Source organism: Pseudomonas sp. RW407, assembly GCF_003176655.1.
GTDB lineage: Bacteria > Pseudomonadota > Gammaproteobacteria > Pseudomonadales > Pseudomonadaceae > Pseudomonas > Pseudomonas delhiensis.
The window spans coordinates 254,956-279,210 of the sequence record NZ_QGSL01000029.1; the positions used below are offsets into that span (position 1 = coordinate 254,956).

A 24,255-nucleotide genomic window follows, 5' to 3' on the forward strand; every position below is an offset into this window, starting at 1 on the left:
TCCCCGGCGCCGCTTCCATCGGCGGGTGCTCGGCGTTGCCCAGTTCGAAGCTCACCGGCCGGCGTTCGCCCGAGCGCTCCTGGATCCACGCCAGCCACAGCGGCCACCAGCTGCCTTCCTGGCGCTGGGTGTCGTAGTACCAGGCGCGCGGGTCGGAGCTGAGCTTGCCGTTCTCGAAGTAGCAGGCCTTGGGGTTGCCCGGCGGGTTGAGGATGCTCTGGATGTGCCCGCTGTTGGACAGCACGAAGCGGCTGTCGCCGCCCAGCAGCAGGGCCGAGCGGTAGACCGCGTCCCAGGGGGTGATGTGGTCGGTGATGCCGGCGACGTGGAAGTTGTCCACCGCCACCTTCTTCAGGTCGATGGAGGTGCCGCACACCTCCATGGCGCCCGGGCGGGCCAGCGGGTTGTGCTTGAAGAAGTCGAGGAAGTCGCCGTGCAGGGCGGCCGGCAGGCGGGTGTTGTCGTTGTTCCAGTAGAGGATGTCGAAGGCCGGCGGCAGCTTGCCCAGCAGGTAGTTGTTGACCCAGTAGTTCCACACCAGGTCGTTGGGGCGCATCCAGGCGAACACCTTGGCCATGTCCTTGCCCTCCAGCACGCCGTGCTGGTAGGAGCGGCGCTTGGTGCTTTCCAGCGTCTGCTCGTCGGCGAACAGCGCTGCCGGGGTTTCCACCTGGCTGTCCAGCAGGCTCACCAGGTAGGTGGCGCTGGCGATCTTGCGCAGCTGCCGGCGGGCCTGCAGGTGGCCCTGCAGCGCGGCGATGGTCAGGCCGCCGGAGCAGGCGCCCATCAGGTTGACGCTGCGGCTGCCGCTGATCGAGCGGGCCACCTCGATGGCTTCGTCGAGGGCCTTCACGTAGGTCGACAGGCCCCATTCGCGGTGGCGCGCGTCGGGGTTGCGCCAGCTGACCATGAACAGCTGCAGGTTGTTCTTCAGGGCGTACTGGACGAAGCTCTTCTCCGGGCTCAGGTCGAAGATGTAGTACTTGTTGATCTGCGGCGGGATGATCAGCAGCGGCTTGGCGTGCAGGTGCTCGCCCAGGGGCTTGTACTGGATGAGTTCGAGCACCTCGCTGCGGAACACCACGGCGCCCGGCGTGGTGGCCAGGTTGCGGCCGACCTCGAAGGCGTGCTTGTTGACCTGGCTGGGCATGCCGCCGTTGTGCAGCAGGTCGTCGAGCAGGTGGCGGCCGCCCTTGAGCAGGCTCTGCCCGCCGGTGTTGAACAGCTCCTTGACCGCCTGCGGGTTGATCAGGCTGTTGGTCGGCGCCATGGCGTCGGCGAACAACGACAGCAGGAAGCGCGCGCGGGTGCGGTCGTCGCCGTCCAGGTCGCTTTCGTCGACCCATGCCAGCAACTGCTGCTGCCAGGCCAGGTAGGCCTGCAGGGTGCGCCGGTAGAAGGGGTTGAGGCGCCAGGACGGGTCCTGGAAGCGGGCATCCTGGGGGTTGGGCTGCAGCGGCGAGTCGCCCAGCAGCACGTGGCCCATCTGCTTGCCGAAGGCCGCCAGGTGGCGGGCGCTGTGCAGTGGCCGGCGCATGCCCTGGAAGGCCAGTTGGCGCAGGGTGGACAGCATGTCCTTGCCGCGCAGGCCGACCATGGCGCTCTGGGCGTTCATGAAGTCGGCGGGGGCCGGCAGCCTGCCGGTGCTGGAGTTCTCTCGCATGTGCAGCGCTCCCTGGGAAAAGAACCGTCGTGAGTCGGGCGCAGCAAGGCCCGTACCAGAATCGGCGCAGGCGCGTTCCTGACGCGCGCAAGAGCTGAAGCATAGGCACGAATCGACGCGCCTGCCGGCCATCGACGATGAACGTGCACTGTTACGAGGCGATGATCCAGGCCGGGGGTCAGCCGGCCTTGGGGGCGAACGGCCGCGGGTGCATGACCGCGCGCTGCCGTTCCTCGGCGAGGAACTTCATGATGATCGGCGCCACCGTCTCGGCGCGGGTCACCAGGAACAGGTGGCCATCGTCGATCACGTGCAGCTCCGCGTTGGGGATGCGCCAGGCCAGCAGGCGCATGTTCACCAGCGGGATGATCGGGTCGTCGTCGCCGGCCAGCACCAGGGTCGGCTGGCGGATGTGGTGCAGCCAGTGGATGCTGGTCCAGCCCAGGCCGGCGAACAGCTGCCAGTAGTAGCCCAGCTTGCCCGAGGAACGCACCTTGGCGGCGAAGGCCATGGCCAGCTTCGGGTCGCGGCGGAAGGCGCCGCCGTAGATGTCGGGGGCGATGTGCGCGCCGTAGGACGGCTGGATGTAGCGCCGCGGGCTGGCCATGCGCCAGAGCACCTTGGGCTTGCCCGGGACCATCACCGCCCCGGCGGCGGTGGCCGCCAGGATCAGCTTCTTGCAGCGCTCGGGGTAGTCGTGGGCGAACTGCTGGGCCAGGGCGCCGCCCCAGGACACGCCGATGGCGGTGACCTGGCCGTAGTCCAGGTAGTCGAGCATACGCGCCGCCAGCTTGGCCAGGCCGGGGAAACGGTAGGGCGTGCTCGGCGTGGACGAGCCGCCGACGCCGGGCACGTCGAAGGCGATCACCTCCAGGTCCGGGTCCAGCGCGGCGACGAAGGGGAACACCAGCTCCAGGTTGGCGCCGATGCCGTTGAAGATCAGCAGCGGCGTCATGTGGCCCTTGCCCGGCCGCACGGCGGTGCGGATGGTCTGCCCGTCCAGGTCGATGGTGCGGAATATGAAGGGCTGCGGCGCGAGCACGCGTGCGCGGGCCTCGGCCGGTTGCTGCGCTTCGGCTTCCGGGGCGGAGGCGCGTGCCTTGCGGCGACGCGCGGCCGGCGGCGCCGGCTCGGGTTGCGCTGGCACCTGCCGTTCCGGCGTGGCTTCGGGTAGGTTTTCTGTCTTCATCGTTCGTGTACGTAGGTGCCGGGGGATGCTTCGCCAGCCGGGTGGGCCTTGTTGCCCAGGGCGGTCGGCGCCTTTTTCAGCTTGCCCGCGCGCTCGGCCAGCCACTGTTGCCAGTGCAGCCACCAGGAGTCGGCGTGCTTGCTGGAATTCTCCTGCCAGGTCTTGGGATCGACGCTCAGGTCCGGGCCGGTCATGAAGCGTGCCTTGGGGTTGCCCGGCGGGTTGAGGATGCTCTGGATGTGCCCGCTGTTGGAGAGGATGAACTCGCACTTGCCGCCGAGCAGGCGCGCCGAGCGGTAGCAGGCTTCCCAGGGGGTGATGTGGTCGTTGAGGCCGGCCAGGCAGTAGAAGTCGCAGGTGACCTGCTTGAGGTCGATGGGCGTGCCGCCCACTTCCAGCGCACCGGGGCGGGCCAGCGGGTTGGTCTTGAACATCTCCACCAGTTCGCCGTGCAGCGCGGCCGGCAGGCGCGTGGTGTCGTTGTTCCAGAACAGGATGTCGAAGGCCGGCGGCTCGTTGCCCAGCAGGTAGTTGTTGACCCAGTAGTTCCAGATCAGGTCGTTGGGGCGCATCCAGGCGAACACCTTGGCCATGTCCTTGCCTTCCAGCACGCCGGACTGGTAGGAGCGGCGCTTGGCGGCCTCGAGGGTCTTCTCGTCGGCGAACAGGGCGACGGTGGTGTCCAGTTCGAAGTCGAGCACGCTGACCATCTGGGTGAAGGCGTGCACCTTCTCCTCGCCCAGGGCCGCGTAGTGGCCGAGCAGGGTGACGGTGGTGATGCCGCCGGAGCAGGCGCCGAGCATGTTCAGGTCCTTGCTGCCGGTGATGGCCAGGACCACGTCGATGGCTTCCTTGAGCGCCTCGATGTAGGTGGTCAGGCCCCATTCGCGCTGGGCCTTGGTCGGGTTGCGCCAGCTGACGATGAAGGTCTGCACCTGGTTGCGCAGGCAGAAGCGCGCCAGGCTCTTCTCCGGCGACAGGTCGAAGACGTAGAACTTGTTGATCTGCGGCGGCACCACCAGCAGCGGGCGCTCGTGCACGCTCTCGGTGATCGGGCGGTACTGGATCAGCTCCAGCACGTCGTTGCGGAACACCACCGCGCCTTCGGTGGTGGCCAGGTTCTTGCCGACCTCGAAGGCGCCCATGTTGACCTGGCTGGGCATGCCGCCGTTGTTCACCAGGTCCTTGGCCAGGTGGCTGAGGCCGTCGAGCAGGCTCTTGCCGCCGGTCTCGAAGAAGCGCTTGACCGCGGCCGGGTTGCTCAGGGTGTTGGTCGGCGCCATGGCTTCGGTCATGAGGCTGATGACGAACTGGCCGCGGTTGATGTCCTGGGGCGACAGGTCGCTGTTGCCGATCCACTGGTGCAGCTCCTTGCGCCAGGCCAGGTAGGTCTGCAGGTAGCGGCGGTACAGCGGGTTCTGGCTCCAGGCCGGGTCGTTGAAGCGGCGGTCGTCGTCGGCCGGGCGCAGGTCCGAGGTACCGAGCAGGACATTCTTCAGCTCCAGGCCGAAATGGCCGACGTGCTTGACGCTGTGGAAGGGCTGCCTGAGGGCCTGCAGCAGCACCATGCGGGCAGTGGACAACAAATCCTTGCCGCGAATGCCTATCACCGGGTTGAGGTTCAGGGTGTTTTCCGCGGCTTGCTGGGACAGATCGTTGTTCTTCTTTTCGGTCATCGGCGACGCTCCATTGTCCTGAGACGAATACTGGCGGGGCTGCACCTAGGTGACGGGCCAAGTACTGCTCGGGTTAGCGGAACGTGGAGCAGGCTCCACGCATGTCAACACTTGGCGGCATCGCTGGGGGTCCGGGGCCCGCGTCTGCAACGGCGTTGCACTGACTTGGTTACCCGAGATTCTCCCGCCGCGCAAGCTGGTGCAGCGTGGTTCCCTGCGCCCGAGTATGTCGCGAAAGATTAGAAAACGCGCCCTAGAGCGCTCGCTCGTCCGCAGCCCGGACACAGGAAACACGCGGTTTCCAGTGTGCAGGGCGAATGTTGCAAATGACGTGCCCTGATCGGGGGCAGGAGGATGCTGGCGCGGCGGCGGCCGGTAAACCGGCGCAAAGGTGGGTTCAGAGCATCAGCTTGACCACCGACTCGTCGGGGTCGCGGGACTTGCCGGCGGCGGCCAGCTCGGCGAGGTACTCGGCCCACAGCTGGTCCTTGCGGGTGCACAGCTGGTAGAGGTAGTCCCAGCTGTACAGGCCGCTGTCGTGGCCGTCGTCGAAGGTCAGCTTGAGCGCGTACTGCCCGGCCGGCTCCAAACCGACCAGGGCGACGTTCAGCTTGCCGACCTGGAGGATCGGGTTGCCATGGCCCTGCACCTCGGCCGAGGGCGAATGCACGCGCAGGAATTCGGCGGAGAGGTCATAGGACTGCTCGCCGTACTTCAGCGTGAGCGTGCGCGAGGCCTTGTGCAGCTGGATGGCAGAGGGAATGTGCATGGGAAACTCCGGCTACAGGCTACAGGCTACAGGCTACAGGCTACAGGCTACAGGCTACAGGCTAAGAGCGTGGCGAGGCTCTTCGTAGGAGCGAGCTTGCTCGCAAACCGGGTTGGCACGGAGCCGGATTGGGTTCGCGAGCAAGCTCGCTCCTACAGGGGGATCAGCTCGTCGCTCTTGCCTGCAGCGGTGGTGATGGGTATCGCTGCGCTCAACGCCATCCTACGACGGCGAGGGCCACCGGCTCTTGCTTGCAGCTTGTAGCCTGCAGCTTGCCGCCGCTCTTAAAGAATATACCGCGACAGATCCTCATCCTGCGCCAGCTCGCCCAGGTGGCCGTTGACGTAGGCGGCGTCGATCACGATCGGCTTGTCGCTGTGCTCGCTGGCCAGGTCGGCCGCGTCGAAGGAGACTTCCTCCAGCAGGCGTTCCAGCAGGGTGTGCAGGCGGCGGGCGCCGATGTTCTCGGTCTTCTCGTTGACCTGCCAGGCGATTTCCGCCAGGCGCTGGATGCCGTCGTCGGCGAAGGCGATATCCAGGCCCTCGGTCTTCAGCAGCGCGGTGTACTGCTCGGTGAGCGAGGCGTGCGGCTCGCGCAGGATGCGCTTGAAGTCGTCCGGGGTCAGGGCCTTGAGCTCGACGCGGATCGGCAGGCGGCCCTGCAGTTCCGGCACCAGGTCGCTGGGCTTGGACAGGTGGAAGGCGCCCGAGGCGATGAACAGGATGTGGTCGGTCTTGACCATGCCCAGCTTGGTATTGACGGTACAGCCCTCGATCAGCGGCAGCAGGTCGCGCTGCACGCCCTCGCGGGAAACGTCGGCACCGCCGACGTTGCCGCGCTTGGCGATCTTGTCGATCTCGTCGATGAAGACGATGCCGTTCTGCTCCACCGCCTCCAGGGCGCGGGCCTTTAGGTCCTCTTCGTTGACCAGGCGCTGGGCTTCCTCGTCGCGGATCAGCTTCATGGCCTCGGCGACCTTCAGCTTGCGCGTCTTGCGCTTGCCCTTGCCCATGTTGGAGAACAGGTTCTGCAACTGGTTGGTCATCTCCTCCATGCCGGGCGGCGCCATGATTTCCACGCCGGCCGGGACGTCGGCCACTTCCACGTCGATTTCCTTGTCGTCCAGCTGGCCCTCGCGCAGGCGCTTGCGGAACAGCTGGCGGGTGTTGGAGTCCTCGCGCGCCGGCTCGTCGCCGAAGCCCGCGGTGCGCGCCGGCGGCAGCAGGGCGTCGAGGATGCGTTCCTCGGCGGCGTCCTCGGCGCGGTACTTGACCTTCTGCACTTCCTGCTCGCGGAGCATCTTGATCGCGGCATCGGCCAGGTCGCGGATGATCGACTCGACGTCGCGGCCGACGTAGCCCACCTCGGTGAACTTGGTCGCTTCCACCTTGATGAAGGGGGCATTGGCCAGCTTGGCCAGGCGCCGGGCGATCTCGGTCTTGCCGACGCCGGTGGGGCCGATCATCAGGATGTTCTTCGGCGTCACCTCGGCGCGCAGCTCGGCCGGCAGCTGCATGCGCCGCCAGCGGTTGCGCAGGGCGATGGCCACGGCGCGCTTGGCGTCGTCCTGGCCGATGATGTGGCGGTTGAGTTCGTGGACGATCTCGCGGGGAGTCATGGACATTTGTTCGGCTACTCCGGAGCGACAGGGCCTCAGACGGCGCTGTCGAGCTCCTCGATGGTGAGGTTCTGGTTGGTGAACACGCAGATGGAGCCGGCGATGTTCAGCGCGGTCTCGGCGATCTCGCGGGCGCCCATGCTCTCGTCGGTCTTCTGTAGCAGGGCCATGGCCGCGGCCTGGGCGAAGCCGCCTCCGGAGCCCATGGCGATCAGCCCGTGCTCGGGTTCGACCACGTCGCCGTTGCCGGTGATGATCAGCGAGGCGTCCTTGTTGGCCACCGCCAGCATGGCTTCCAGGCGGCTCAGGGAGCGGTCGGTGCGCCAGTCCTTGGCCAGTTCGACGGCGGCGCGGACCAGGTGGCCCTGGTGTTTTTCAAGCTGCTGCTCGAAACGCTCGAAAAGGGTGAAGGCGTCGGCGGTGGCGCCGGCGAAACCGGCCAGCACCTGGCCGTGGTAGAGGCGGCGGACCTTCTTCGCGTTGCCTTTCATGACGGTGTTGCCAAGGGAAACCTGGCCGTCGCCGCCCATGACGACTTTGCCGTTGCGGCGGACAGAAACGATAGTGGTCAAGGGGGAGTTCTCCACACAGCGGGGCATTGGTGCCCGAATGCGGAGTCATATGGGGATGAAGGACGCGGCCTTCAAGGCGGGGTGACGGACGTACCTTTCCGGCGCTGCCCGGCGAGTGCCGCGCGAACCCGCCGGGGGGCGGGCCCGCGCGGGGCTTCAGCGGGTCTGGCGCTGCTGTAACAGCAGGTTGCTGAAACCGTTGGCCGACAGCTGCTTCTGCGCCGCCGAGACCTGGGCGCGGTCGCTGTAGGGGCCGACCATCACCCGGTACCAGGTCTCGTCGCGCACCGCGCCGGATTCCACCCGCGCGCTCTGGCCGAGGAGGATCACCTGGGCGCGTACGCGGTCGGCGTCGGCCTGCTTGCGGAACGAGCCGGCCTGCAGGAAGAACTGGGTGGCGGCCACCGCCGGCGGGGCGATCGGCTTGCTCGCCGGGGCCGTGGCTGTCGCCGGGGGCGTGGCCTTGGCCTGGGTGGCGGGCTGCTGCGCCGTTGCCGCTTGCTGCGGCTGCGCCGGCGGCGTGGCTGGCTTGACCACCGCGGGCGGCGGCGGGACCTGGCCGTTGAGCGCGGCCTGGGCGCGGGCGGCGTCGATCTTCGCCGCTTCCTCCGGGGTGCTGACCACCGTCGGCGTCTGCGGCTTCTCCGGCACGGCTTCCGGCGGCACCACCACTTCCGAGCCCGGCAGCAGGGTGTAGAAGTCGTACTTGGGCTTCACCGCCACCGCCGAGGGCTGCTGCGCCGGGGTGGCCGGCTTGGTGCCCTGGGCGATGCCCGGCTTCTGCTGCTCGGGTTTTTCCCGGCGGACTTCGTTGCGGCCCGGTTCCAGCTTCATCAGGAACATGATGAAGCCGCCGATGGCCAGGCCTGCGACCAGCCAGACCCAGCCGGGGACCGAGGTCTTCTTGGCCGGGGCCTGGTAGCGGCTGGCGCCGCGCTTGGGAGCGGGTTTCTTCTTCGCCATGGAGGGTTACATGCGTTCCAGGGTTTCCAGGCCCAGCAACTCCAGGCCCTGCTTGAGGGTGCGGCCCGTCAGTGCGGCCAGTTTCAGGCGGCTTTCCTGCTGCTCCGGGGTCTGTGCGGTGAGGATCGGGCAGTGCTCGTAGAAGCTGGAGAACAGCCCGGCCAGTTCGTACAGGTAGGCGCAGAGGATGTGCGGCACGCCCTTGAGCGCCACATTGTTGAGCAGGTCGCCGAACTGCGCCAGCTGCGCGGCCAGGGCCTGTTCCTGCGGGGCTTCCAGGACGATCTGGCCGCCGACTTCGTCATAGCCCTTGCCCAGCTTGCGGAAGATGCTGGCCACGCGGGTGTAGGCGTAGAGCAGGTAGGGCGCGGTATTGCCCTCGAAGCTGAGCATCTGCTCGAAGTTGAAGCTGTAGTCGCTGGTGCGGTGCTTGGACAGGTCGGCGTACTTCACCGCGCCGATGCCCACGGCATGGGCGATGTGGCGCAGCTCGTCGTCGCCCAGCTCGGGGTTCTTGGCCTTGACCAGGGTGTAGGCGCGCTCTTCGGCTTCGTCGAGCAGGTCGATCAGCTTCACGGTGCCGCCGTCGCGGGTCTTGAAGGGCTTGCCGTCGGCGCCGTTCATGGTGCCGAAGCCCATGTGCTCCAGGTCCATGCTGGCCGGGACGAAGCCAGCGCGGCGGGCCACCTCGAACACCTGCTGGAAGTGCAGGGCCTGGCGCTGGTCGACGAAGTACAGCACGCGGTCGCAGTGCAGCACCTTGTGGCGGTAGCGCATGGCGGCCAGGTCGGTGGTGGCGTACAGGTAGCCGCCGCCGGCCTTCTGCACGATCACCGGCAGCGGGTTGCCCTCGGCGTTCTTGAACTCGTCGAGGAACACGCACAGGGCGCCGTCGTCCTCGGTCAGCAGGCCCTTGGCCTTGAGCTCGTCGACCACGTTGGCGAGGTCGTCGTTGTAGGCGCTCTCGCCCTTGACGTCGGCCATGGTCAGCTTCACGCCGAGCTGGTCGTAGACCTTCTGGCAGTGCGACAGGGAGATTTCGTTGAAGCGCGTCCACAGGCGCAGGCACTCGGCGTCGCCGGCCTGCAGCTTGACCACCAGCTCGCGGGCGCGGTCGGCGAACTCGGCTGACTCGTCGAAGCGCTTCTTGGCGGCGCGGTAGAAGACTTCCAGGTCATGCAGCTCGGCCTGGGCGTCCACCGGCTGCTCTTCCAGGTAGGCCAGCAGCATGCCGAACTGGGTGCCCCAGTCGCCGACGTGGTTCTGGCGGATCACGGTGTCGCCGAGGAACTCCAGCACGCGGGCCACGGCGTCGCCGATGATGGTCGAGCGCAGGTGGCCGACGTGCATCTCCTTGGCCAGGTTCGGCGAGGACAGGTCGACGGCCACGCGCTGCGCCGGGCCGGCCTTGCGCACGCCCAGGTGGTCGTCGCGCAGGGCGGCGTCGAGGCTGGCGGCCAGCCAGGCCTGGTCCTGGAAGAAGTTGAGGAAGCCGGGGCCGGCGATGTCCACCTTGGCCACCTGCGGGTTGGCCGGCAGCGCGGCGACCAGCTTGGTGGCCAGGTCGCGCGGCTTCATGCCGGCGGGCTTGGCCAGCATCATGGCGATGTTGCTGGCGTAGTCGCCGTGGCTGCGGTCCTTGGTGGTCTCGACCTGGATGTCCGGGGTCAGCCCGGCCGGCAGGGTACCGTCCTCGACGAGGCTGGCGAGGGCGTGCTGGATCAGCTGGCGGATGGTGTCTTTCATGGCTTTTCTCCGTGCTCGCGCGCAACTCGGGGCGGCGACCGCATATCTGGCTCAGAACCGCGCATTATCGGCGCCCGGGGGGCGCAGCGGCAAGCTTCAAGCAGCAAGCTACAAGCAAAAGCCCTTCCGGGCCTTGATTTCCGCCATGCCCACACGCTTTTCGCTTGCAGCCTGTCGCTTGCAGCCTGCAGCCGCTTTCTAAAATAAATCGATCGGGTCGACGTCCAGCGACCAGCGCACCTGGCGCCCGCCGGGCATGGTTTCGAGGATCGGCAGCCAGCACGACAGCAGGCGGTGCAGCGGTACGCGGGCGCTGCTCATCAGCAGCAGCTGGGCGCGGAAGCGGCCGGCGCGGCGTTCCATGGGCGCCGGCACCGGGCCGAGCAGCTCGACCTCGCTGCCCAGCTGCGCCTGCAGGCGCTCGGCCTCGGCGCAGGCTTCTTCGAGGAAGCCTTCGGCCTGGCCCGGCTTGTGCGCCTCGGCGCGCAGCAGGGCCAGGTGGCAGAAGGGCGGCAGGCCGGCGGCGCGGCGTTCGGCGAGGGCCTGGTCGGCGAAGGCGAAGTAGCCCTGCTCGGTGAGCTGCACCAGCAGCGGGTGGTCGGCCAGGTGCGTCTGGATCAGCACCCGCCCGGGCTCCTCGGCGCGCCCGGCGCGGCCGGCGACCTGGACGATCTGCTGGGCCATGCGCTCGCTGGCGCGGAAGTCGGCGGAGAACAGCCCGCCGTCGGCGTCGAGGATGGCCACCAGGGTCACCCGCGGGAAGTGGTGGCCCTTGGCGAGCATCTGGGTGCCCACCAGGATGCACGGCTCGCCCTTGTTGATGGTGGCGAACAGGTCGCGCATGGCGTGCTTGCGCGAGGTGCTGTCGCGGTCGATGCGCAGCACCGGGTAGTCGGGGAAGAGGATGCGCAGGCGTTCCTCGGCGCGCTCGGTGCCGGCGCCCACCGGGCGCAGGTCCAGCTGGTTGCACTTGGGGCACTGGCGCGGCGGGCGCTCGCGGTGGTCGCAGTGGTGGCAGCGCAGCTCGCCGGAGCCCTGGTGCAGCGTCATGCGCGCGTCGCAGCGCGGGCACTGGCTGATCCAGCCGCAGTCGTGGCACAGCAGGGTGGGGGCGAAGCCGCGGCGGTTCAGGTACACCAGCACCTGCTGGCCGGCGCCGAGGGTCTCGCCGATGGCCCTTTGCAGCGGCATCGACAGGCCGGCGTCCAGCGGCAGGCTCTTCACGTCCAGGCGCTGGAACTTCGGCGCCTGGGCGCCGCCGGCGCGCTGCGTCAGGCGCAGCAGGCCATAGCGGCCGCTGGCGGCGTTGTGCAGGCTTTCCAGCGAGGGCGTGGCCGAGCCGAGCAGGATCGGCACCTTCTCCAGGCGCGCGCGCACCAGGGCCAGGTCGCGGGCGTGGTAGCGCAGGCCTTCCTGCTGTTTATAGGAGGCGTCGTGCTCCTCGTCGATGATGATCAGCCCCGGGTTCTTCAGCGGGGTGAACAGCGCCGAGCGGGTGCCGATGACGATGTCCGCCTCGCCGTCGCGGGCCGCCAGCCAGGCGTCCAGGCGCTCGCGGTCGGTCAGCGCCGAGTGCAGCAGGGCGATGCGCGCGTTGAAGCGGCGCTCGAAGCGGCTGAGGGTCTGCGGGCCGAGGTTGATCTCCGGGATCAGCACCAGCGCCTGCTTGCCGGCCTCCAGCACCTGGTGGATCAACTGCAGGTAGACCTCGGTCTTGCCGCTGCCGGTGACGCCGGCCAGCAGGTAGCTGTGGAAGGCGCCGAAGCCGGCGCGCACGGCCTCGCAGGCGGCGCGCTGCTCGGCGTTGAGCGGTAGCTCGGCCTGGGCGAGCCAGCCGCCGTGGTGCTCCGCCGGCACGTGGCGGCGGCTCTCCTGGGTGGCGAGGCCCTTTTCCACCAGCAGGTCGAGGCTGTCCTTGTTGATGTCCAGCTGGCCGAGCAGTTCGTGGAGCACGCCGTGGGGGTGCTGCTGCAGCGTCTGCAGGGCCTGGCGCTGGCGTGGCGCGCGGGCCAGGCGCGGGTCGTCGAGGCGCGCCCCGGGGGCGGCGAGCCAGAAGCGCTGCACCCGCGCCTCGGCCGGCTCGCCCTGGCGCAGCAGGTTGGGCAGGGCCCAGGACAGGGTGTCGCCCAGGCTGTGCTGGTAGTACTGCGCGGTCCAGCGGCACAGCTCCAGCAGGTGCGCCGGCATCGGCGGCTCGCGGTCGAGCACGGCCAGCGCCGGGCGCAGCTTGTCCTCGGGCACTTCCGAGGTGTCCGCCAGCTCCACCAGCACGCCGACGATCTCGCGGCGGCCGAAGGGCACGCGCAGGCGCACGCCGGGCTGCAGGTGCCGGGGGTCCACCCCGCGCGGCGGCAGGTAGTCGAACAGGCGGCGCAGCGGCGAGGGCAGGGCGAGGCGCAGGATGCTGGGTTGGGGCACGCGGCGGTTTCCGAGGCGGCGGGAGCGGGGATGTTAGCATTTGCCGGTGGCGGCGACGGTCGGTCGATGCGCCGGCTTGCGTTGATTCGCGTCTCTGGTATGATCCACGCCCTTAATTTGCGTGCGGTGCCCGGTAAATAGATCCCGCCTGCGGTCCTCGTCGATCGTGGCTCGGCTTCTGACAGAGACTGGGTGGCGGCACCCCTACCTGAGGAAGTTCAAGATGAAACCGGAAATCCATCCCGCTTACGAAGACATCGAAGCCACCTGCAGCTGCGGCAACGTGATCAAGACCCGTTCGACCCTGTGCAAAGGCATCCACTTGGACGTGTGCTCCGAGTGCCACCCGTTCTACACCGGCAAGCAGAAAGTGGTTGACACCGGTGGTCGTATCGACCGCTTCAACCAGCGCTTCGCCATGTTCGGTGGCAAGAAGTAATAGCGATTTCCGGAAAAGCCCGATGGCCTTTCCCGATCTGCTGAAAAAGGCGCCCCTGCGGGGCGCCTTTTTTGTGCTCGCGATTTGCCTGGGCGCGCAGGCGCAGGCGGCCTCCTGCCCGGCGCCCGGCGGTGCCGACACGGTGCGCGTGGCACGGGTGGTGGATGGCGATACGCTGAGGCTGGCAGACGGCCGCAACGTGCGCCTGATCGGCGTCAACGCCCCGGAGCTGGCCCACGGCGGGCGCAGCACCGAGCCCTTCGCCGAGGCCGCGCGGCAGCGCCTGCAGGCCCTGGTGGCGGCCAACGACGGCGAATTAGGGTTGCAGCTCGGACGCCAGGCCAAGGACCATTACGGTCGCACCCTGGCGCACCTCTACGACCGCCAGGGCAACAACATAGAGGCGCAACTGCTGGCCGAAGGCCTGGGCTACCTGGTGGCGGTGGCGCCCAACACCGAGCTGACCGCCTGCCAGCAGGCCGCCGAGCGTGAGGCCCGCAAGGCCGGCCGCGGGCTGTGGAAGCGCCCGCCGGTGCAGGATGCCCAGGCCCTGCGGCAGAGCGGCTTCGCCATCGTCCGCGGGCGCGTCGCCCAGGTGCAGCGCAACCGCGGCGGGCTGTGGCTGGAGATGGACGGCCCGCTGGTGCTGCGCATCGCGCCGCAATTGGTCAGGGCCTTCGACAAGCGCACCCTCGACGCCCTCCCGGGCCGCACCCTGGAGGCGCGCGGCTGGGTGATTGACCGCGCCGCACGGGGCGCAGTAAAACCGGGGCAGGCACGCTGGATGCTGCCCATCACCGACCCGGCCATGCTGGAGCTGCTGCCATGACCCCGACAAGGATGCTGTTGCTGACCTGCCTGTTCGCGCTGAGCGGCGTGCTGGGCGGCTGCGCGGTCAACCCCGCCACCGGCGAGACCGACTTCGTCACCATGAGCGAGCAGGACGAGCTGGCCCTCGGCCGCCAGGCCAGCCAGGAGGCGGCCAAGCAGTACCCGCGCTACGCCGACGAGAAGCTCCAGGCCTACGTGCAGCAGGTGGGCGAGCGCGTCGCCCGGGTCGGCGACCGGCCCACCCTGCAGTACCATTTCACCGTGGTCGACAGCCCCGACATCAACGCCTTCGCCCTGCCCGGCGGCTACATCTACATCCACCGCGGGCTGATGGCCTACCTGAATTCCGAAGCCGAGCTGGCCGCGGTGCTGGGCCACGAGATCGGCCACGTCACCGCCCGTCACAGCGTGCGCCAGCAGAGCCAGGCCAGCGCCTGGAACGTGCTCGGCGCGGCCGTGGCCATCGGCACCGGGGTCAGCGCCGCCGGCGACCTGACCAACGTCCTGGGCACCGCCGTGGTGCGCGGCTACGGCCGCGACATGGAGCTGCAGGCCGACGGCCTGGGTGCCAAGTACCTGGCCCGCGCCGGCTACGACCCCAAGGCGATGATCCAGGTGGTGCGGGTGCTGAAGAACCAGGAGGACTACGCCCGCCAGGTCGCCCAGGCCAAGGGCGAGGCGGTGCAGCCGGTGGGCTACCACGGCCTGTTCGACACCCACCCGGACAACGACCGGCGCCTGCAGGAGGTGCTGGGCCCGGCCCAGGCCCTGGCCGGCGGGCAGCAGGAGGTCGGCCGCGACCGCTACCTGAAGGCCATCGACGGCATGCCCTTCGGCGATTCCGCCGAGTCCGGCATCCGCCGCGGGCAAAGCTTCTACCACGGCGAACTGGGCTTCACCCTCAGCTATCCCACCGGCTGGGGCATGCTCAACCAGCCCACCGCGCTGATCGGCTACCCCGAGGACCAGCAGGCCTACATCGGCATGAAGCTGGTGCCGCGCGATGGCCAGCTGAGCCCGCTGGACTACCTGCGCAAGGGCGCCGGCGGCCGCCTGGCCGACGAGCAGGAACTGAACCAGGCCGGCCTGAAGGGCGCCGCCGCGGTGATCCCCGGTTCGCCCGCGCGGCGCGTGGCGGTGATCTACAAGGACCAGGGCGCCTACCTGTTCGTGGGTGTGGTCAAAGGCCGCGCCTCGCTGGAAAGCCGCGACGCCGAGTTCCTCTCGGTGATCCGCAGTTTCCGCCCGCTGCGCGCCGACGAACGGAAACTGGCCGAGCCGCGGCGCCTGCAACTGGTCCAGGTGAAGGCCGGGCAAGGCCTGGAACAGCTGGCAAAGGGCGGAAACGAGCCGGAATCTGACGCGATTTCTCGTATACGATTGCTCAACGATTTGTATCCAACTGGTCAGCCAAAACCCGGGGAATGGTTGAAAATCGTGCGTTAGCAGCATTGACACCACAGCCCTGAAGCTATCTTGGCAGGCGCTTTCTTCCCGCGTATGCTCGGTCGCCCGTCTGTCCAACAAAGCAATAAAGCGGAAGTGCCAAAAATGTCTGATCTCAAGACCGCTGCCCTCGAATATCACGCGCAACCCCGCCCTGGGAAACTCAGCGTCGAGCTGACCAAGCCGACCGTCACCGCCCGCGACCTGTCGCTGGCCTACAGCCCGGGCGTGGCCGAGCCGGTCCGCGAGATCGCCCGTGACGCCGAACTGGCCTACAGGTACACCGGCAAGGGCAACCTGGTCGCGGTGATCTCCGACGGCACCGCCATCCTCGGCCTGGGCAACCTCGGCCCGCTGGCCTCCAAGCCGGTCATGGAAGGCAAGGGCGTGCTGTTCAAGCGCTTCGCCGGCATCGACGTGTTCGACATCGAGGTCGACGCCGAGAGCCCGCAGGCCTTCATCGACACCGTCAAGCGCATCTCCATCACCTTCGGCGGCATCAACCTGGAAGACATCAAGGCGCCGGAGTGCTTCGAGATCGAGCGCGCGCTGATCGAGCAGTGCGACATCCCGGTGTTCCACGATGACCAGCACGGCACCGCCATCGTCACCGCCGCCGGCATGCTCAACGCCCTGGAAATCGCCGGCAAGAACCTGGAAAGCGCAAAGATCGTCTGCCTGGGCGCCGGCGCCGCCGCCATCTCCTGCATGAAGCTGCTGGTGAGCATCGGCGCCAAGGTCGAGAACATCTACATGATCGACCGCCAGGGCGTGATCCACGCCGGCCGCACCGACCTGAACCAGTACAAGGCGGTGTTCGCCACCGAGACCGACAAGCGCACCCTGGACGACGCCCTCGACGGCGCCGACGTGTTCGTCGGCCTGTCCGGCGCCAACCTGCTGAGCGCCGAAGGCCTCAAGCGCATGGCGCCGAACCCGATCGTGTTCGCCTGCTCCAACCCGGACCCGGAGATCAAGCCGGAACTGGCCCACGCCACCCGCAACGACGTGATCATGGCCACCGGCCGTTCGGACTACCCGAACCAGGTGAACAACGTGCTGGGCTTCCCCTTCATCTTCCGCGGTGCCCTGGACGTGCGCGCCACCCGCATCAACGAAGAGATGAAGATCGCCGCCGCCCTGGCCCTGCGCGACCTGGCCAAGGAGCCGGTGCCCAAGGACGTGTGCGAGGCCTACGGCGTGTCCTCCCTGGAGTTCGGCCGTGAGTACATCATCCCGAAACCCATGGACAAGCGCCTGATCACCGTGGTTTCCGATGCAGTGGCCAAGGCCGCCATCGAGAGCGGCGTGGCCACCCTGCCGTACCCGAAACACTATCCGCTGCAGTCGGTGGAAGACGTGTTCAAGGGCTGACCGGGCCGCTCTCTTCGGCCTGAGGCCGAAGGCAAAAGCGCCGTTTCTTCCGTGAGGGGGAAACGGCGTTTTCGTTTCTGGGCTCTTGTAGGAGCGAGCTTGCTCGCGAAGGGTGCAGGCCGGCAGCCATGTAGTCGGGCTGACCTCCGTACCCTCTCCCCAGCCCTCTCCCTGAAGGGAGAGGGGGCTAGTCCGTGCCGAGAGAAGGCTTGGTTTCAGCCGGTAGTCCCTGTGCTAGCCGGCTAACGCCGAAACATCAGCGCACTCCGAACGGTCCCCTCTCCCTTCAGGGAGAGGGTTAGGGAGAGGGAGCGGAGCCAAGCCAAGGCAGCGGAATCACCGGGGGGCCCCTTCGCGAGCAAGCTCGCTCCTACGAGAAGCCGGCTAGGCGTTCTCCAGCAAAACACCCTGCAACAGCCTGCCACGGGCACCGCGGGCCAGGGGACTATGCTGTAGGAAGGCGCCGTCACTTCATTCGCCGCGGCGCCGCTTCGGCCCTGGCCGGGGAGGCGTGCCATGTCCACGCTGATTCGCCGTTGCGCTTTCTGCCTGCTGCTGTTCGCGGCCGGGGCGCTGGCGGCCCCGCCGGCGGTGGTGCTGACGGTGGACGGGGCCATCGGCCCGGCGACTTCCGACTACCTGGTGCGCGGCCTGCAGCGTGCCGCGGACGAGGGGGCGCCGCTGGTGGTGCTGCGCCTGGACACCCCGGGCGGGCTGGACAGCGCCATGCGCGACATCGTCAAGGCGATCCTCACCAGCCCCATTCCCGTGGTCGGCTACGTCGCCCCCGGTGGCGCGCGGGCGGCCAGCGCCGGTACCTACATCCTCTACGCCTGCCACCTCGCCGCCATGGCCCCGGGTACCAACCTGGGCGCCGCCACCCCGGTGCAGATCGGCGGAGCACCCTCCACGCCGGATACGCCGCAGGGCAAGGATGGCAAGCAGGCCCCGCGCGAGGAAGACACCCTCAAGCGCAAGCAGATCAACGATGCGGCGGCCTACATCCGCGGCCTGGCGCAGTTGCGCGGGCGCAACGCCGAATGGGCCGAGCGCGCGGTGCGCGAGGCGGTCAGCCTGTCCGCCGAGGAAGCCGTGAAGCAGAAGGTGGTCGAGCTCCAGGCCGGCGACCTCGACCAGTTGCTGCGCGCCATCGACGGGCGCAAGGTGCAGGTGGCGGGGCAGGCGGTGACCCTCCACAGCGCCGGCCTCGCCTGGGTCGAACACCAGGCCGACTGGCGCACCCGCCTGCTGGCGGTGATCACCGACCCCAGCGTGGCGCTGCTGTTGCTGATGATCGGCGTGTACGGGCTGATCTTCGAATTCGCCAACCCGGGCCTTGCGCTGCCCGGCGTGCTCGGCGGCATCTGCCTGCTGCTCGGGCTCTACGCCATGCAGTTGCTGCCGGTGAACTACGCGGGGGTGGCGCTGATCGTCCTCGGCCTGGCCTTCATGGCCGCCGAGGCCTTCGTACCCAGCTATGGCAGCCTGGGCATCGGCGGCATCGCCGCGTTCGTGATCGGCGGGCTGATCCTGCTGGACACCGAGGCGCCGGGCTTCGGCATTCCCCTGGGGCTGATCCTCGGCGTGGCCACGGTGAGCGCGCTGTTCATCGCCGGGGTGCTGGGCGTGGCGCTGAAGAGCCGGCGGCGCCAGGTGGTGAGCGGCGCGGCGGGCCTGGTGGGCAGCCTGGCGACCGTGGATGCGGTGGCCGACGAGGATGCCCACGCCGGCTGGGTACAACTGCAGGGCGAACAGTGGCAGGTCCGCTGCGCCCGGACCCTGCGCGCCGGCCAGCGGGTGAAGGTGCTGGCGCGCGACGGCCTGCGCCTGGAGGTGGCGGCCGACGACGAATCGGGAGGTGACTGATGGGTATTCCCTTCGGACTGCTGGTGGCACTGGTCCTGCTGCTGATGCTGGTGGCCAGCGCCCTGCGCATCCTGCGCGAATACGAGCGCGGGGTGGTGTTCCAGCTCGGCCGCTTCTGGAAGGTCAAGGGCCCCGGCCTGGTGCTGGTGATCCCGGTGGTGCAGCAGATGGTCCGCGTCGACCTGCGCACCGTGGTGCTCGACGTACCGCCGCAGGACGTGATCTCCCGCGACAACGTCTCGGTGAAGGTCAACGCGGTGGTGTACTTCCGCGTGCTCGACCCGCAGAAGGCCATCATCCAGGTGGAGAACTTCCTCGCCGCCACCAGCCAGCTGGCCCAGACCACGCTGCGCGCGGTGCTCGGCAAGCACGAGCTGGACGAGATGCTGGCCGAGCGCGAGCGCCTGAACGTCGACATCCAGAAGGTGCTGGATGCGCAGACCGATGCCTGGGGCATCAAGGTGGCCAACGTCGAGATCAAGCACGTCGACCTCAACGAGTCCATGGTCCGCGCCATCGCCCGCCAGGCCGAGGCCGAGCGCGAGCGGCGGGCCAAGGTGATCCACGCCGAGGGCGAGCTGCAGGCCTCGGAGAAGCTGATGCAGGCTGCCGAGATGCTGGCCCGCCAGCCCGGCGCCATGCAGCTGCGCTACATGCAGACGCTGGGCAGCATCGCCGGCGACAAGAACTCCACCATCGTCTTCCCGATGCCCATCGACCTGCTCAAGGGGCTGCTCGAAACAAACGGACAGACTAAGAATTGACTGAAGGCATGTCGGATAGGGCTGAGGCGTCTACCCTCTAGGTTTTCTGAAAATTCGTTACCGTCCCCTTGCGGACGGGTTACGGGGGGAAACCATGAGCTACCGTACCCTCGCGGCCCTGACCCTGCTGTCATCCGCCCTCGTCGCCGGTTGCGCCGGCGCTCCTCAGATGAGCTGGTCGCGCGTCGGCGACTCCGCCCAGCGCGCCGTGCTCGACCCCGGCACCTGGGCGCCGGTGGCCGGCGCCGCGGTGATCGCCGCCGGCAACTGGGACCACAAGTGGCAGAAGTCCGCGGCCAACCACGAATGGCTGTTCGGCGGCGACGCCAACTCCGCCGCCGACCACATGCTCAACGCCAGCACCGCGCTGAGCGTGGTCACCGGCCTGCTGGCCGCGCCCAAGGGCAGCGAGGGGGAGGAGAAGTGGAGCTGGCGCGGGCGCAACCTGGCGCTGCTGGCCACCGACCGCTACGCCGTGACCGGCCTGGTGGAGGAGTGGAAGGAGGTGTCCGGGCGCGACCGCCCCGACGGCATTCCCGACGACTCCTTCCCCTCCAAGCACACGGCCGTGACCGCCGTGCACAACAGCTTCACCCGGCGCAACCTGGACTACATCGACATGGACCCGACCCTGCGCTTCACCGCCAAGGCCGGGCTCTACACGGTGGACGGGCTGACCGCCCTGGCCCGGGTGGAAGGCTCCAAGCACTACCCGACCGATACTTTGGTGGGCATGGCGGTGGGCAACCTCGCCGCCAACTTCACCTACAATCTGTTCCTTGAGGGGTCGCCAGACAGTGCCTATTCCTTCGGTGTCCTGCCTGAAGCGGGTGGAGGGATGAGCCTACGCGCGGCGATGCTGTTCTGAGTCCGCCCGCTCGCCAGCAGCGGGGCGCGGGCCTTGCAAGGAGAGCCATGCTGCTGCGTGCCCTGCTGATCGCCCTGCTCCTGCCGCTCTGCGCCCAGGCCGAGGAGCCGCTGAACCTGGTCGCCGACCGCTGGCCGCCCTACGCCGACGCGCAGATGCCCGGCCGCGGCCTGGCGGTGCATTTCGTCAGCACCGCGCTGACCCGCGCCGGCTACGCCATCCACTACGCCGAGGTGCCCTGGCCGCGCGCCCTGCACGGGGTGCGCAACGGCGAGTACGACGTGCTGGTGGACTCCTGGTACAGCGCCGAGCGCGAAGCCTTCGGGCAGTATTCCGAGCCCTACCTGGTGAACCGCCTGCGTTTTCTCAAGCGCAAGGGCTCGCCCATCGTCTTCGACCGCCTGGCCGACCTCTATCCCTTCCGCATCGCCGTGGTCCGCGGCTACAGCTACACCCCGGAGTTCAACGAGGATCGCCGGCTGAACAAGGTGCCGGTGCTGTCCTTCCCCAACGCCGCGATGATGGTGGTGGCCGGGCGTGTCGAGCTGACCCTGGAGGACGAGTGGACCGCCCGCTACATCCTCGAGCACGACCTCAGGGCCGAGCGCGACAAGCTGGAGTTCCTGCCCCAGCCGCTGGCGGAGAACCCGCTGCACATCCTGGTCAGCCGCGCCAACCCGCGCCATGCGCAGATAGTCGAGGACTTCAATCGCGAACTGCGGCTGATGCGCGAGGACGGTAGCTACGACGCCTTCATGAGCCTGCGCGGGCCCTGAGCCGGGCTCAGGCGGCCGCTTCCTGCTCGGCGCCGATTTCCTTCTTCAGCAGGTGCGCGGCCAGGCTGCGCAGCGGCGCCAGCTCGCGGCAGATCAGCGCCAGCTGGGTCTGGACCAGGCGCTGTGGGTCTTCCAGCTCTTCGGGCACCTGTTCCAGGCGCTTGGCCAGGTCTTCCTCGGCGTCGCTGTGGATGGCCACCGGGCGGCGCTGGGCGAGGCTGGCGGCGATGTCGTCGAGGCTGGCGGTGAGCTGTGCGGCCGCCTCGTCGATCAGCGCGTTGGCCGGCGACTCCGGCAGGCGGTCGCGGTGCGCGCCCAGGGCCGAGAGGTAGCTGAGCAGGGTGTGCGAGAGCACCAGGAAGCGGAAGCCCAGCTCGGCGTCCTTGCGGAAGTGGCCCGGCTCCAGAAGCATGTTCGACAGCGTGGTGGAGAGGGTGGCGTCGGCGTTGTGGGCGTTGCGCCGGGCGGTGCGGTAGGCCAGGTCGTCGCGCTTGCCGCTGGCGTACTGTTGCATGACCTCGCGCAGGTAGCGGGCGTTGCAGGCCAGGGTGTTGCCGACCAGGCTGTGCAGGCGCCGGCCCTGCCAGTCGGGGAGGATGAGGAACACCGCCAGGCCGGCGATGAAGGCCCCCAGCAGCGTATCGAACAGGCGCGGCAGGATCAGCCCGTAGCCGTTGCCCACCTGGTTGAAGCACAGCAGCACCAGCAGGGTGATGGCCGCGGTGGCCAGGGTGTAGCGGGTGCTGCGGGTGGCGAAGAAGGCCACCCCGGCGACCACCGCCAGCAGCGACTGCACCAGCGGGTTGGGGAACAGGTCGATCAGCGCCCAGCCGGCCACCAGGCCGACCAGGGTGCCGAGGATCCGCTGCACCAGGCGGATGCGCGTGGCGCCGTAGTTGGGCTGGCAGACGAACACCGTGGTCAGCAGGATCCAGTAGCCCTGGGTTGGGTGGATCAGGTGCAGCACCCCATAGCCGGCAGTCAGCGTCAGGCCCAGGCGCAGGGCGTGGCGGAACAGCAGCGAGGTGGGCGTGAGCTGCTGGCGGATGCGTTCGAAGGCGTCGCGCAGCGAGCGCGGCGAGCGGTCCAGCAGGGCGCTGTCCTGTTCCTCGGCGAGGGCGTCGGGGTTGCTCGCGCCGCTGAGCTTCTGGTCCAGGGTGGCGAGGTTGGCGGCCAGGGCGCCGAGCGAGCGCAGCAGCGAGCGCCAGGCCGGGTTGCCCTGCTGGCGCAGGTATTCCAGCGAGGCCTGCAGGTCGGCCAGGGCCTGCTCGCTGTCGTTGTAGTCGAACCGCTGGCGCAGGCGAATGGCCCGCGACAGCGCCTGGCAGGCCTTGCCCTGCTGGTTGAGCAGGCGCTGGCAGCGGAACAGCACGTCGCTGTGGAAGAAGGCCTCGGCCAGGCGGTTGTAGGGGTAGTGCGAGGAGCTGGCGCGCTCGTGGACGTCCTGGGCGATGAAGTAGAGCTTCAGGTAGCGGCTCAGCTTGGGCCCCGGGCGGCCGTGGCTGAGGCGGCTGAGGATGGTCTCCTTGGCCTGGTTGAGGGTCACCACCAGGCGGCCGTTCTGCCGCGCCAGGGCCAGGCGCCGGCCCTCGACGTCGAGCTGGCGCAGCGGCTCGAACAGCGTCGACTTGATCTTCAGGTACTCGCCCAGCTCGAAGTAGGCGCGGGCCAGCACCTGCTGCACCGGCTGGTTGGCGAAGAGCGCGTTCCACAGCACCGAGAGCGCGCCGTACCAGGCCGCGCCGGCCACCAGCAGCAGCGGTTCCTGCCACAGGTCGCCGGGGGCGCCGCCGCGCTGGTCGACGCCGATCATGGTGTAGATGGACAGGATCAGCGTGGCCGAGGCGATGGCCGCATAGCGCTCGCCCAGCGCGCCCAGCAGCGTCATGCCGAAGGCCGACAGGGCCAGGCCGCCGACGAACAGCCAGGGGTAGGGGAACAGCAGCTCCACCGCCAGCGCGGCGATGAGGAAGCACACCAGGGTCACCAGCAGCGCCTGCAGGCGGCCCAGCCAGTGGTCGTCGGTCTCGGCCAGGGCGCTGGCGATGATGCCCAGGAACAGCGGGATCACCAGCTCGGTGCGGCCCAGCAGCAGGCAGGCGGCCATGGCCCCGGCCAGGGCGATGGTCACCCGCAGGCTGTAGGCGAACTTGTCCAGCGCCCACAGGCGCCGCAGGGACTCGAACAACGGGGAGGAAAGCATGCGCGTCGGGGACTTCCGAGTGTCTCTGCGCTGAGACTAGCGGATCGCCTGGCGCGCGGCTATCGGTCGCGGGTGGGAAGCGTTTCATAGGAGCGAGGGGGACGCCTAGTTCTTGCTCGCGAATGGTGTCTGCCCCGAAGAGCGCCCTCTCCCTAACCCTCTCCCTGAAGGGAGAGGGGACCGTTGGGCAGAGCTGGGTGTTCTGGAGTTAGCCGGCAACACCGAAGGTTTCCAGCTGAAACCATCACGTCTCTCGGCACGGACTAGCCCCCTCTCCCTTCAGGGAGAGGGCTGGGGAGAGGGGACGGTGGTGACCTCATGCACCGCCATGACCGGGAAACTCCGTTCGCGAGCAAGCTCGCTCCTGCAGAAAGGCGCCGTGTCAGAACGTCGGCGGCGTGATCACCCAGAGCACCACCGCATCCACGTCTCCCGGGTTGCCGTAGCGGTGTGGCTCCTGGCTGGAGTAGCTGAAGCTGTCGCCTTCGTTCAGCTGGAAGTGGCGCTCGCCCACCCACAGCTCGAAGGTGCCGCTGAGCAGGTAGCCGGCTTCCTCGCCGTCGTGGCTGTAGCTCTGCTGGCTGTAGGTGCCCGGCGGGAAGCGCGAGTGGAGGATCTCCAGCTGGCGGCTGGGCTGCGGGCTGAGCAGTTCGTCGACGATGCCGTCCTCGTAGTGCACGCTGGTGCGGGCGTTGCGCCGCACCACATAGCCGGCGTCGGCCGGGTCGGCCTGCACTTCGCTGGCGAAGAACCACTGGATGGTCACCCCCAGGCTGCGGGCGATGTTGAACAGTGCCGGGATCGACGGGTAGGCCAGGTTGCGCTCCAGCTGGCTGATGTAGCCGGCGGTGAGCTTGCTCTGCTCGGCCAGCTCGGCCAGTGTCATGCCGCGCCGCTTGCGCAGGCCGCGGATGCGCGTGCCGAGGAATTGCGCTTCGGGGCTGGCGGGGGCTTCCTGCGGGGCTTTCGGGCTCATGCGGCAAAGGTCCTGGAGAAAAACGGCTACAGGCTACAGGCTTCAGGCGGCAGGCTGAAGCGGCTCTTGCTTTTGCCTGAAGCCTGCAGCCTGTCGC

At 68.6% G+C, this 24,255-nt stretch carries 19 protein-coding genes; 8 read left to right on the top strand and 11 right to left on the bottom strand.

The features are described 5' to 3' along the window. The 9 genes from phaC (DK254_RS02065) to DK254_RS02105 all read right to left on the bottom strand — a co-directional run. A partial coding sequence (gene phaC / locus DK254_RS02065; RefSeq protein WP_109932929.1) for a class II poly(R)-hydroxyalkanoic acid synthase occupies positions 1-1,663 on the bottom strand: 1,663 nt, incomplete at its 3' end. Positions 1,664-1,841: 178 nt separating this feature from the next. Then, entirely contained in the window at positions 1,842-2,852 is a 1,011-nt protein-coding gene (gene phaZ, locus DK254_RS02070) for a poly(3-hydroxyalkanoate) depolymerase (protein ID WP_256595777.1), read from the bottom strand. After that, positions 2,849-4,528: a class II poly(R)-hydroxyalkanoic acid synthase gene (phaC, locus tag DK254_RS02075; RefSeq protein ID WP_109931859.1), complete on the bottom strand. Its 1,680-nt coding sequence runs from the start codon at positions 4,526-4,528 to the stop codon at positions 2,849-2,851. Before phaC (DK254_RS02075) ends, phaZ begins: the two co-directional genes overlap by 4 nt. A gap of 397 nt (positions 4,529-4,925) precedes the next feature. Then, positions 4,926-5,297 (bottom strand): gamma-butyrobetaine hydroxylase-like domain-containing protein, encoded by a 372-nt coding sequence (locus tag DK254_RS02080; RefSeq protein ID WP_109931861.1) that lies wholly within the window; start codon positions 5,295-5,297, stop codon positions 4,926-4,928. A 284-nt stretch (positions 5,298-5,581) separates the two neighbouring features. After that, positions 5,582-6,922 carry an ATP-dependent protease ATPase subunit HslU gene (gene hslU / locus DK254_RS02085; RefSeq protein WP_109931863.1) on the bottom strand — a complete coding sequence of 447 codons (1,341 nt, stop codon included), beginning with the start codon at positions 6,920-6,922 and terminating at the stop codon, positions 5,582-5,584. A 29-nt stretch (positions 6,923-6,951) separates the two neighbouring features. After that, positions 6,952-7,488: an ATP-dependent protease subunit HslV gene (gene hslV / locus DK254_RS02090; RefSeq protein WP_089392892.1), complete on the bottom strand. Its 537-nt coding sequence runs from the start codon at positions 7,486-7,488 to the stop codon at positions 6,952-6,954. A 156-nt stretch (positions 7,489-7,644) separates the two neighbouring features. Further along, positions 7,645-8,451, bottom strand: a complete 807-nt coding sequence (locus DK254_RS02095) for an SPOR domain-containing protein (RefSeq protein ID WP_109931865.1) — start codon at positions 8,449-8,451, stop codon at positions 7,645-7,647. Positions 8,452-8,457: 6 nt separating this feature from the next. Then, positions 8,458-10,197 carry an arginine--tRNA ligase gene (argS, locus tag DK254_RS02100; RefSeq protein WP_109931867.1) on the bottom strand — a complete coding sequence of 580 codons (1,740 nt, stop codon included), beginning with the start codon at positions 10,195-10,197 and terminating at the stop codon, positions 8,458-8,460. Between the two features lie 198 nt (positions 10,198-10,395). Next, positions 10,396-12,615, bottom strand: a complete 2,220-nt coding sequence (locus DK254_RS02105) for a primosomal protein N' (protein WP_109931869.1) — start codon at positions 12,613-12,615, stop codon at positions 10,396-10,398. Positions 12,616-12,838: 223 nt separating this feature from the next. Here DK254_RS02105 and rpmE point away from each other — a divergent pair, with 223 nt between their 5' ends. From rpmE to DK254_RS02145, 8 genes are all read left to right on the top strand, one after another. After that, entirely contained in the window at positions 12,839-13,054 is a 216-nt protein-coding gene (gene rpmE, locus DK254_RS02110) for a 50S ribosomal protein L31 (protein WP_109931871.1), read from the top strand. 22 nt (positions 13,055-13,076) lie between these two features. Beyond that, a complete protein-coding gene (locus DK254_RS02115) occupies positions 13,077-13,883 on the top strand; it encodes a thermonuclease family protein (protein WP_109931873.1) in 807 nt (268 codons plus the stop codon). Further along, positions 13,880-15,331: a M48 family metalloprotease gene (locus DK254_RS02120; protein WP_371921090.1), complete on the top strand. Its 1,452-nt coding sequence runs from the start codon at positions 13,880-13,882 to the stop codon at positions 15,329-15,331. Before DK254_RS02115 ends, DK254_RS02120 begins: the two co-directional genes overlap by 4 nt. 105 nt (positions 15,332-15,436) lie before the next feature. Then, positions 15,437-16,705, top strand: a complete 1,269-nt coding sequence (locus tag DK254_RS02125; RefSeq protein WP_109931877.1) for a malic enzyme-like NAD(P)-binding protein — start codon at positions 15,437-15,439, stop codon at positions 16,703-16,705. Between the two features lie 516 nt (positions 16,706-17,221). Beyond that, positions 17,222-18,571 carry a nodulation protein NfeD gene (locus tag DK254_RS02130; protein WP_109931879.1) on the top strand — a complete coding sequence of 450 codons (1,350 nt, stop codon included), beginning with the start codon at positions 17,222-17,224 and terminating at the stop codon, positions 18,569-18,571. Then, positions 18,568-19,335: a slipin family protein gene (locus tag DK254_RS02135; protein WP_109931881.1), complete on the top strand. Its 768-nt coding sequence runs from the start codon at positions 18,568-18,570 to the stop codon at positions 19,333-19,335. Before DK254_RS02130 ends, DK254_RS02135 begins: the two co-directional genes overlap by 4 nt. 94 nt (positions 19,336-19,429) lie before the next feature. Continuing rightward, positions 19,430-20,203, top strand: a complete 774-nt coding sequence (locus DK254_RS02140) for a phosphatase PAP2 family protein (protein ID WP_109931883.1) — start codon at positions 19,430-19,432, stop codon at positions 20,201-20,203. 47 nt (positions 20,204-20,250) lie between these two features. Continuing rightward, a complete protein-coding gene (locus DK254_RS02145) occupies positions 20,251-20,979 on the top strand; it encodes an ABC transporter substrate-binding protein (protein ID WP_109931885.1) in 729 nt (242 codons plus the stop codon). A gap of 7 nt (positions 20,980-20,986) precedes the next feature. Here the strand turns inward: DK254_RS02145 and yccS are convergent, their stop codons facing one another. Together yccS and DK254_RS02155 are read right to left on the bottom strand one after the other, a co-directional pair. After that, positions 20,987-23,182, bottom strand: coding sequence for a YccS family putative transporter (gene yccS / locus DK254_RS02150; RefSeq protein WP_109931887.1), 2,196 nt, complete (start codon positions 23,180-23,182; stop codon positions 20,987-20,989). A 382-nt stretch (positions 23,183-23,564) separates the two neighbouring features. Continuing rightward, complete coding sequence (locus DK254_RS02155) at positions 23,565-24,158, bottom strand: helix-turn-helix domain-containing protein (protein WP_109931889.1); 594 nt, start codon at positions 24,156-24,158, stop codon at positions 23,565-23,567. Positions 24,159-24,255 lie beyond the last annotated feature (97 nt).

Bases quoted from the DNA above. Each gene is read 5' to 3' on its own strand.
- phaZ (WP_256595777.1), bottom strand. From the start codon at position 2,852: ATGAAGACAGAAAACCTACCCGAAGCCACGCCGGAACGGCAGGTGCCA.
- phaC (WP_109931859.1), bottom strand. From the start codon at position 4,528: ATGACCGAAAAGAAGAACAACGATCTGTCCCAGCAAGCCGCGGAAAAC.
- DK254_RS02080 (WP_109931861.1), bottom strand. From the start codon at position 5,297: ATGCACATTCCCTCTGCCATCCAGCTGCACAAGGCCTCGCGCACGCTC.
- hslU (WP_109931863.1), bottom strand. From the start codon at position 6,922: ATGTCCATGACTCCCCGCGAGATCGTCCACGAACTCAACCGCCACATC.
- DK254_RS02095 (WP_109931865.1), bottom strand. From the start codon at position 8,451: ATGGCGAAGAAGAAACCCGCTCCCAAGCGCGGCGCCAGCCGCTACCAG.
- argS (WP_109931867.1), bottom strand. From the start codon at position 10,197: ATGAAAGACACCATCCGCCAGCTGATCCAGCACGCCCTCGCCAGCCTC.
- rpmE (WP_109931871.1), top strand. From the start codon at position 12,839: ATGAAACCGGAAATCCATCCCGCTTACGAAGACATCGAAGCCACCTGC.
- DK254_RS02115 (WP_109931873.1), top strand. From the start codon at position 13,077: ATGGCCTTTCCCGATCTGCTGAAAAAGGCGCCCCTGCGGGGCGCCTTT.
- DK254_RS02120 (WP_371921090.1), top strand. From the start codon at position 13,880: ATGACCCCGACAAGGATGCTGTTGCTGACCTGCCTGTTCGCGCTGAGC.
- DK254_RS02125 (WP_109931877.1), top strand. From the start codon at position 15,437: ATGTCTGATCTCAAGACCGCTGCCCTCGAATATCACGCGCAACCCCGC.
- DK254_RS02130 (WP_109931879.1), top strand. From the start codon at position 17,222: ATGTCCACGCTGATTCGCCGTTGCGCTTTCTGCCTGCTGCTGTTCGCG.
- DK254_RS02140 (WP_109931883.1), top strand. From the start codon at position 19,430: ATGAGCTACCGTACCCTCGCGGCCCTGACCCTGCTGTCATCCGCCCTC.
- DK254_RS02145 (WP_109931885.1), top strand. From the start codon at position 20,251: ATGCTGCTGCGTGCCCTGCTGATCGCCCTGCTCCTGCCGCTCTGCGCC.
- yccS (WP_109931887.1), bottom strand. From the start codon at position 23,182: ATGCTTTCCTCCCCGTTGTTCGAGTCCCTGCGGCGCCTGTGGGCGCTG.
- DK254_RS02155 (WP_109931889.1), bottom strand. From the start codon at position 24,158: ATGAGCCCGAAAGCCCCGCAGGAAGCCCCCGCCAGCCCCGAAGCGCAA.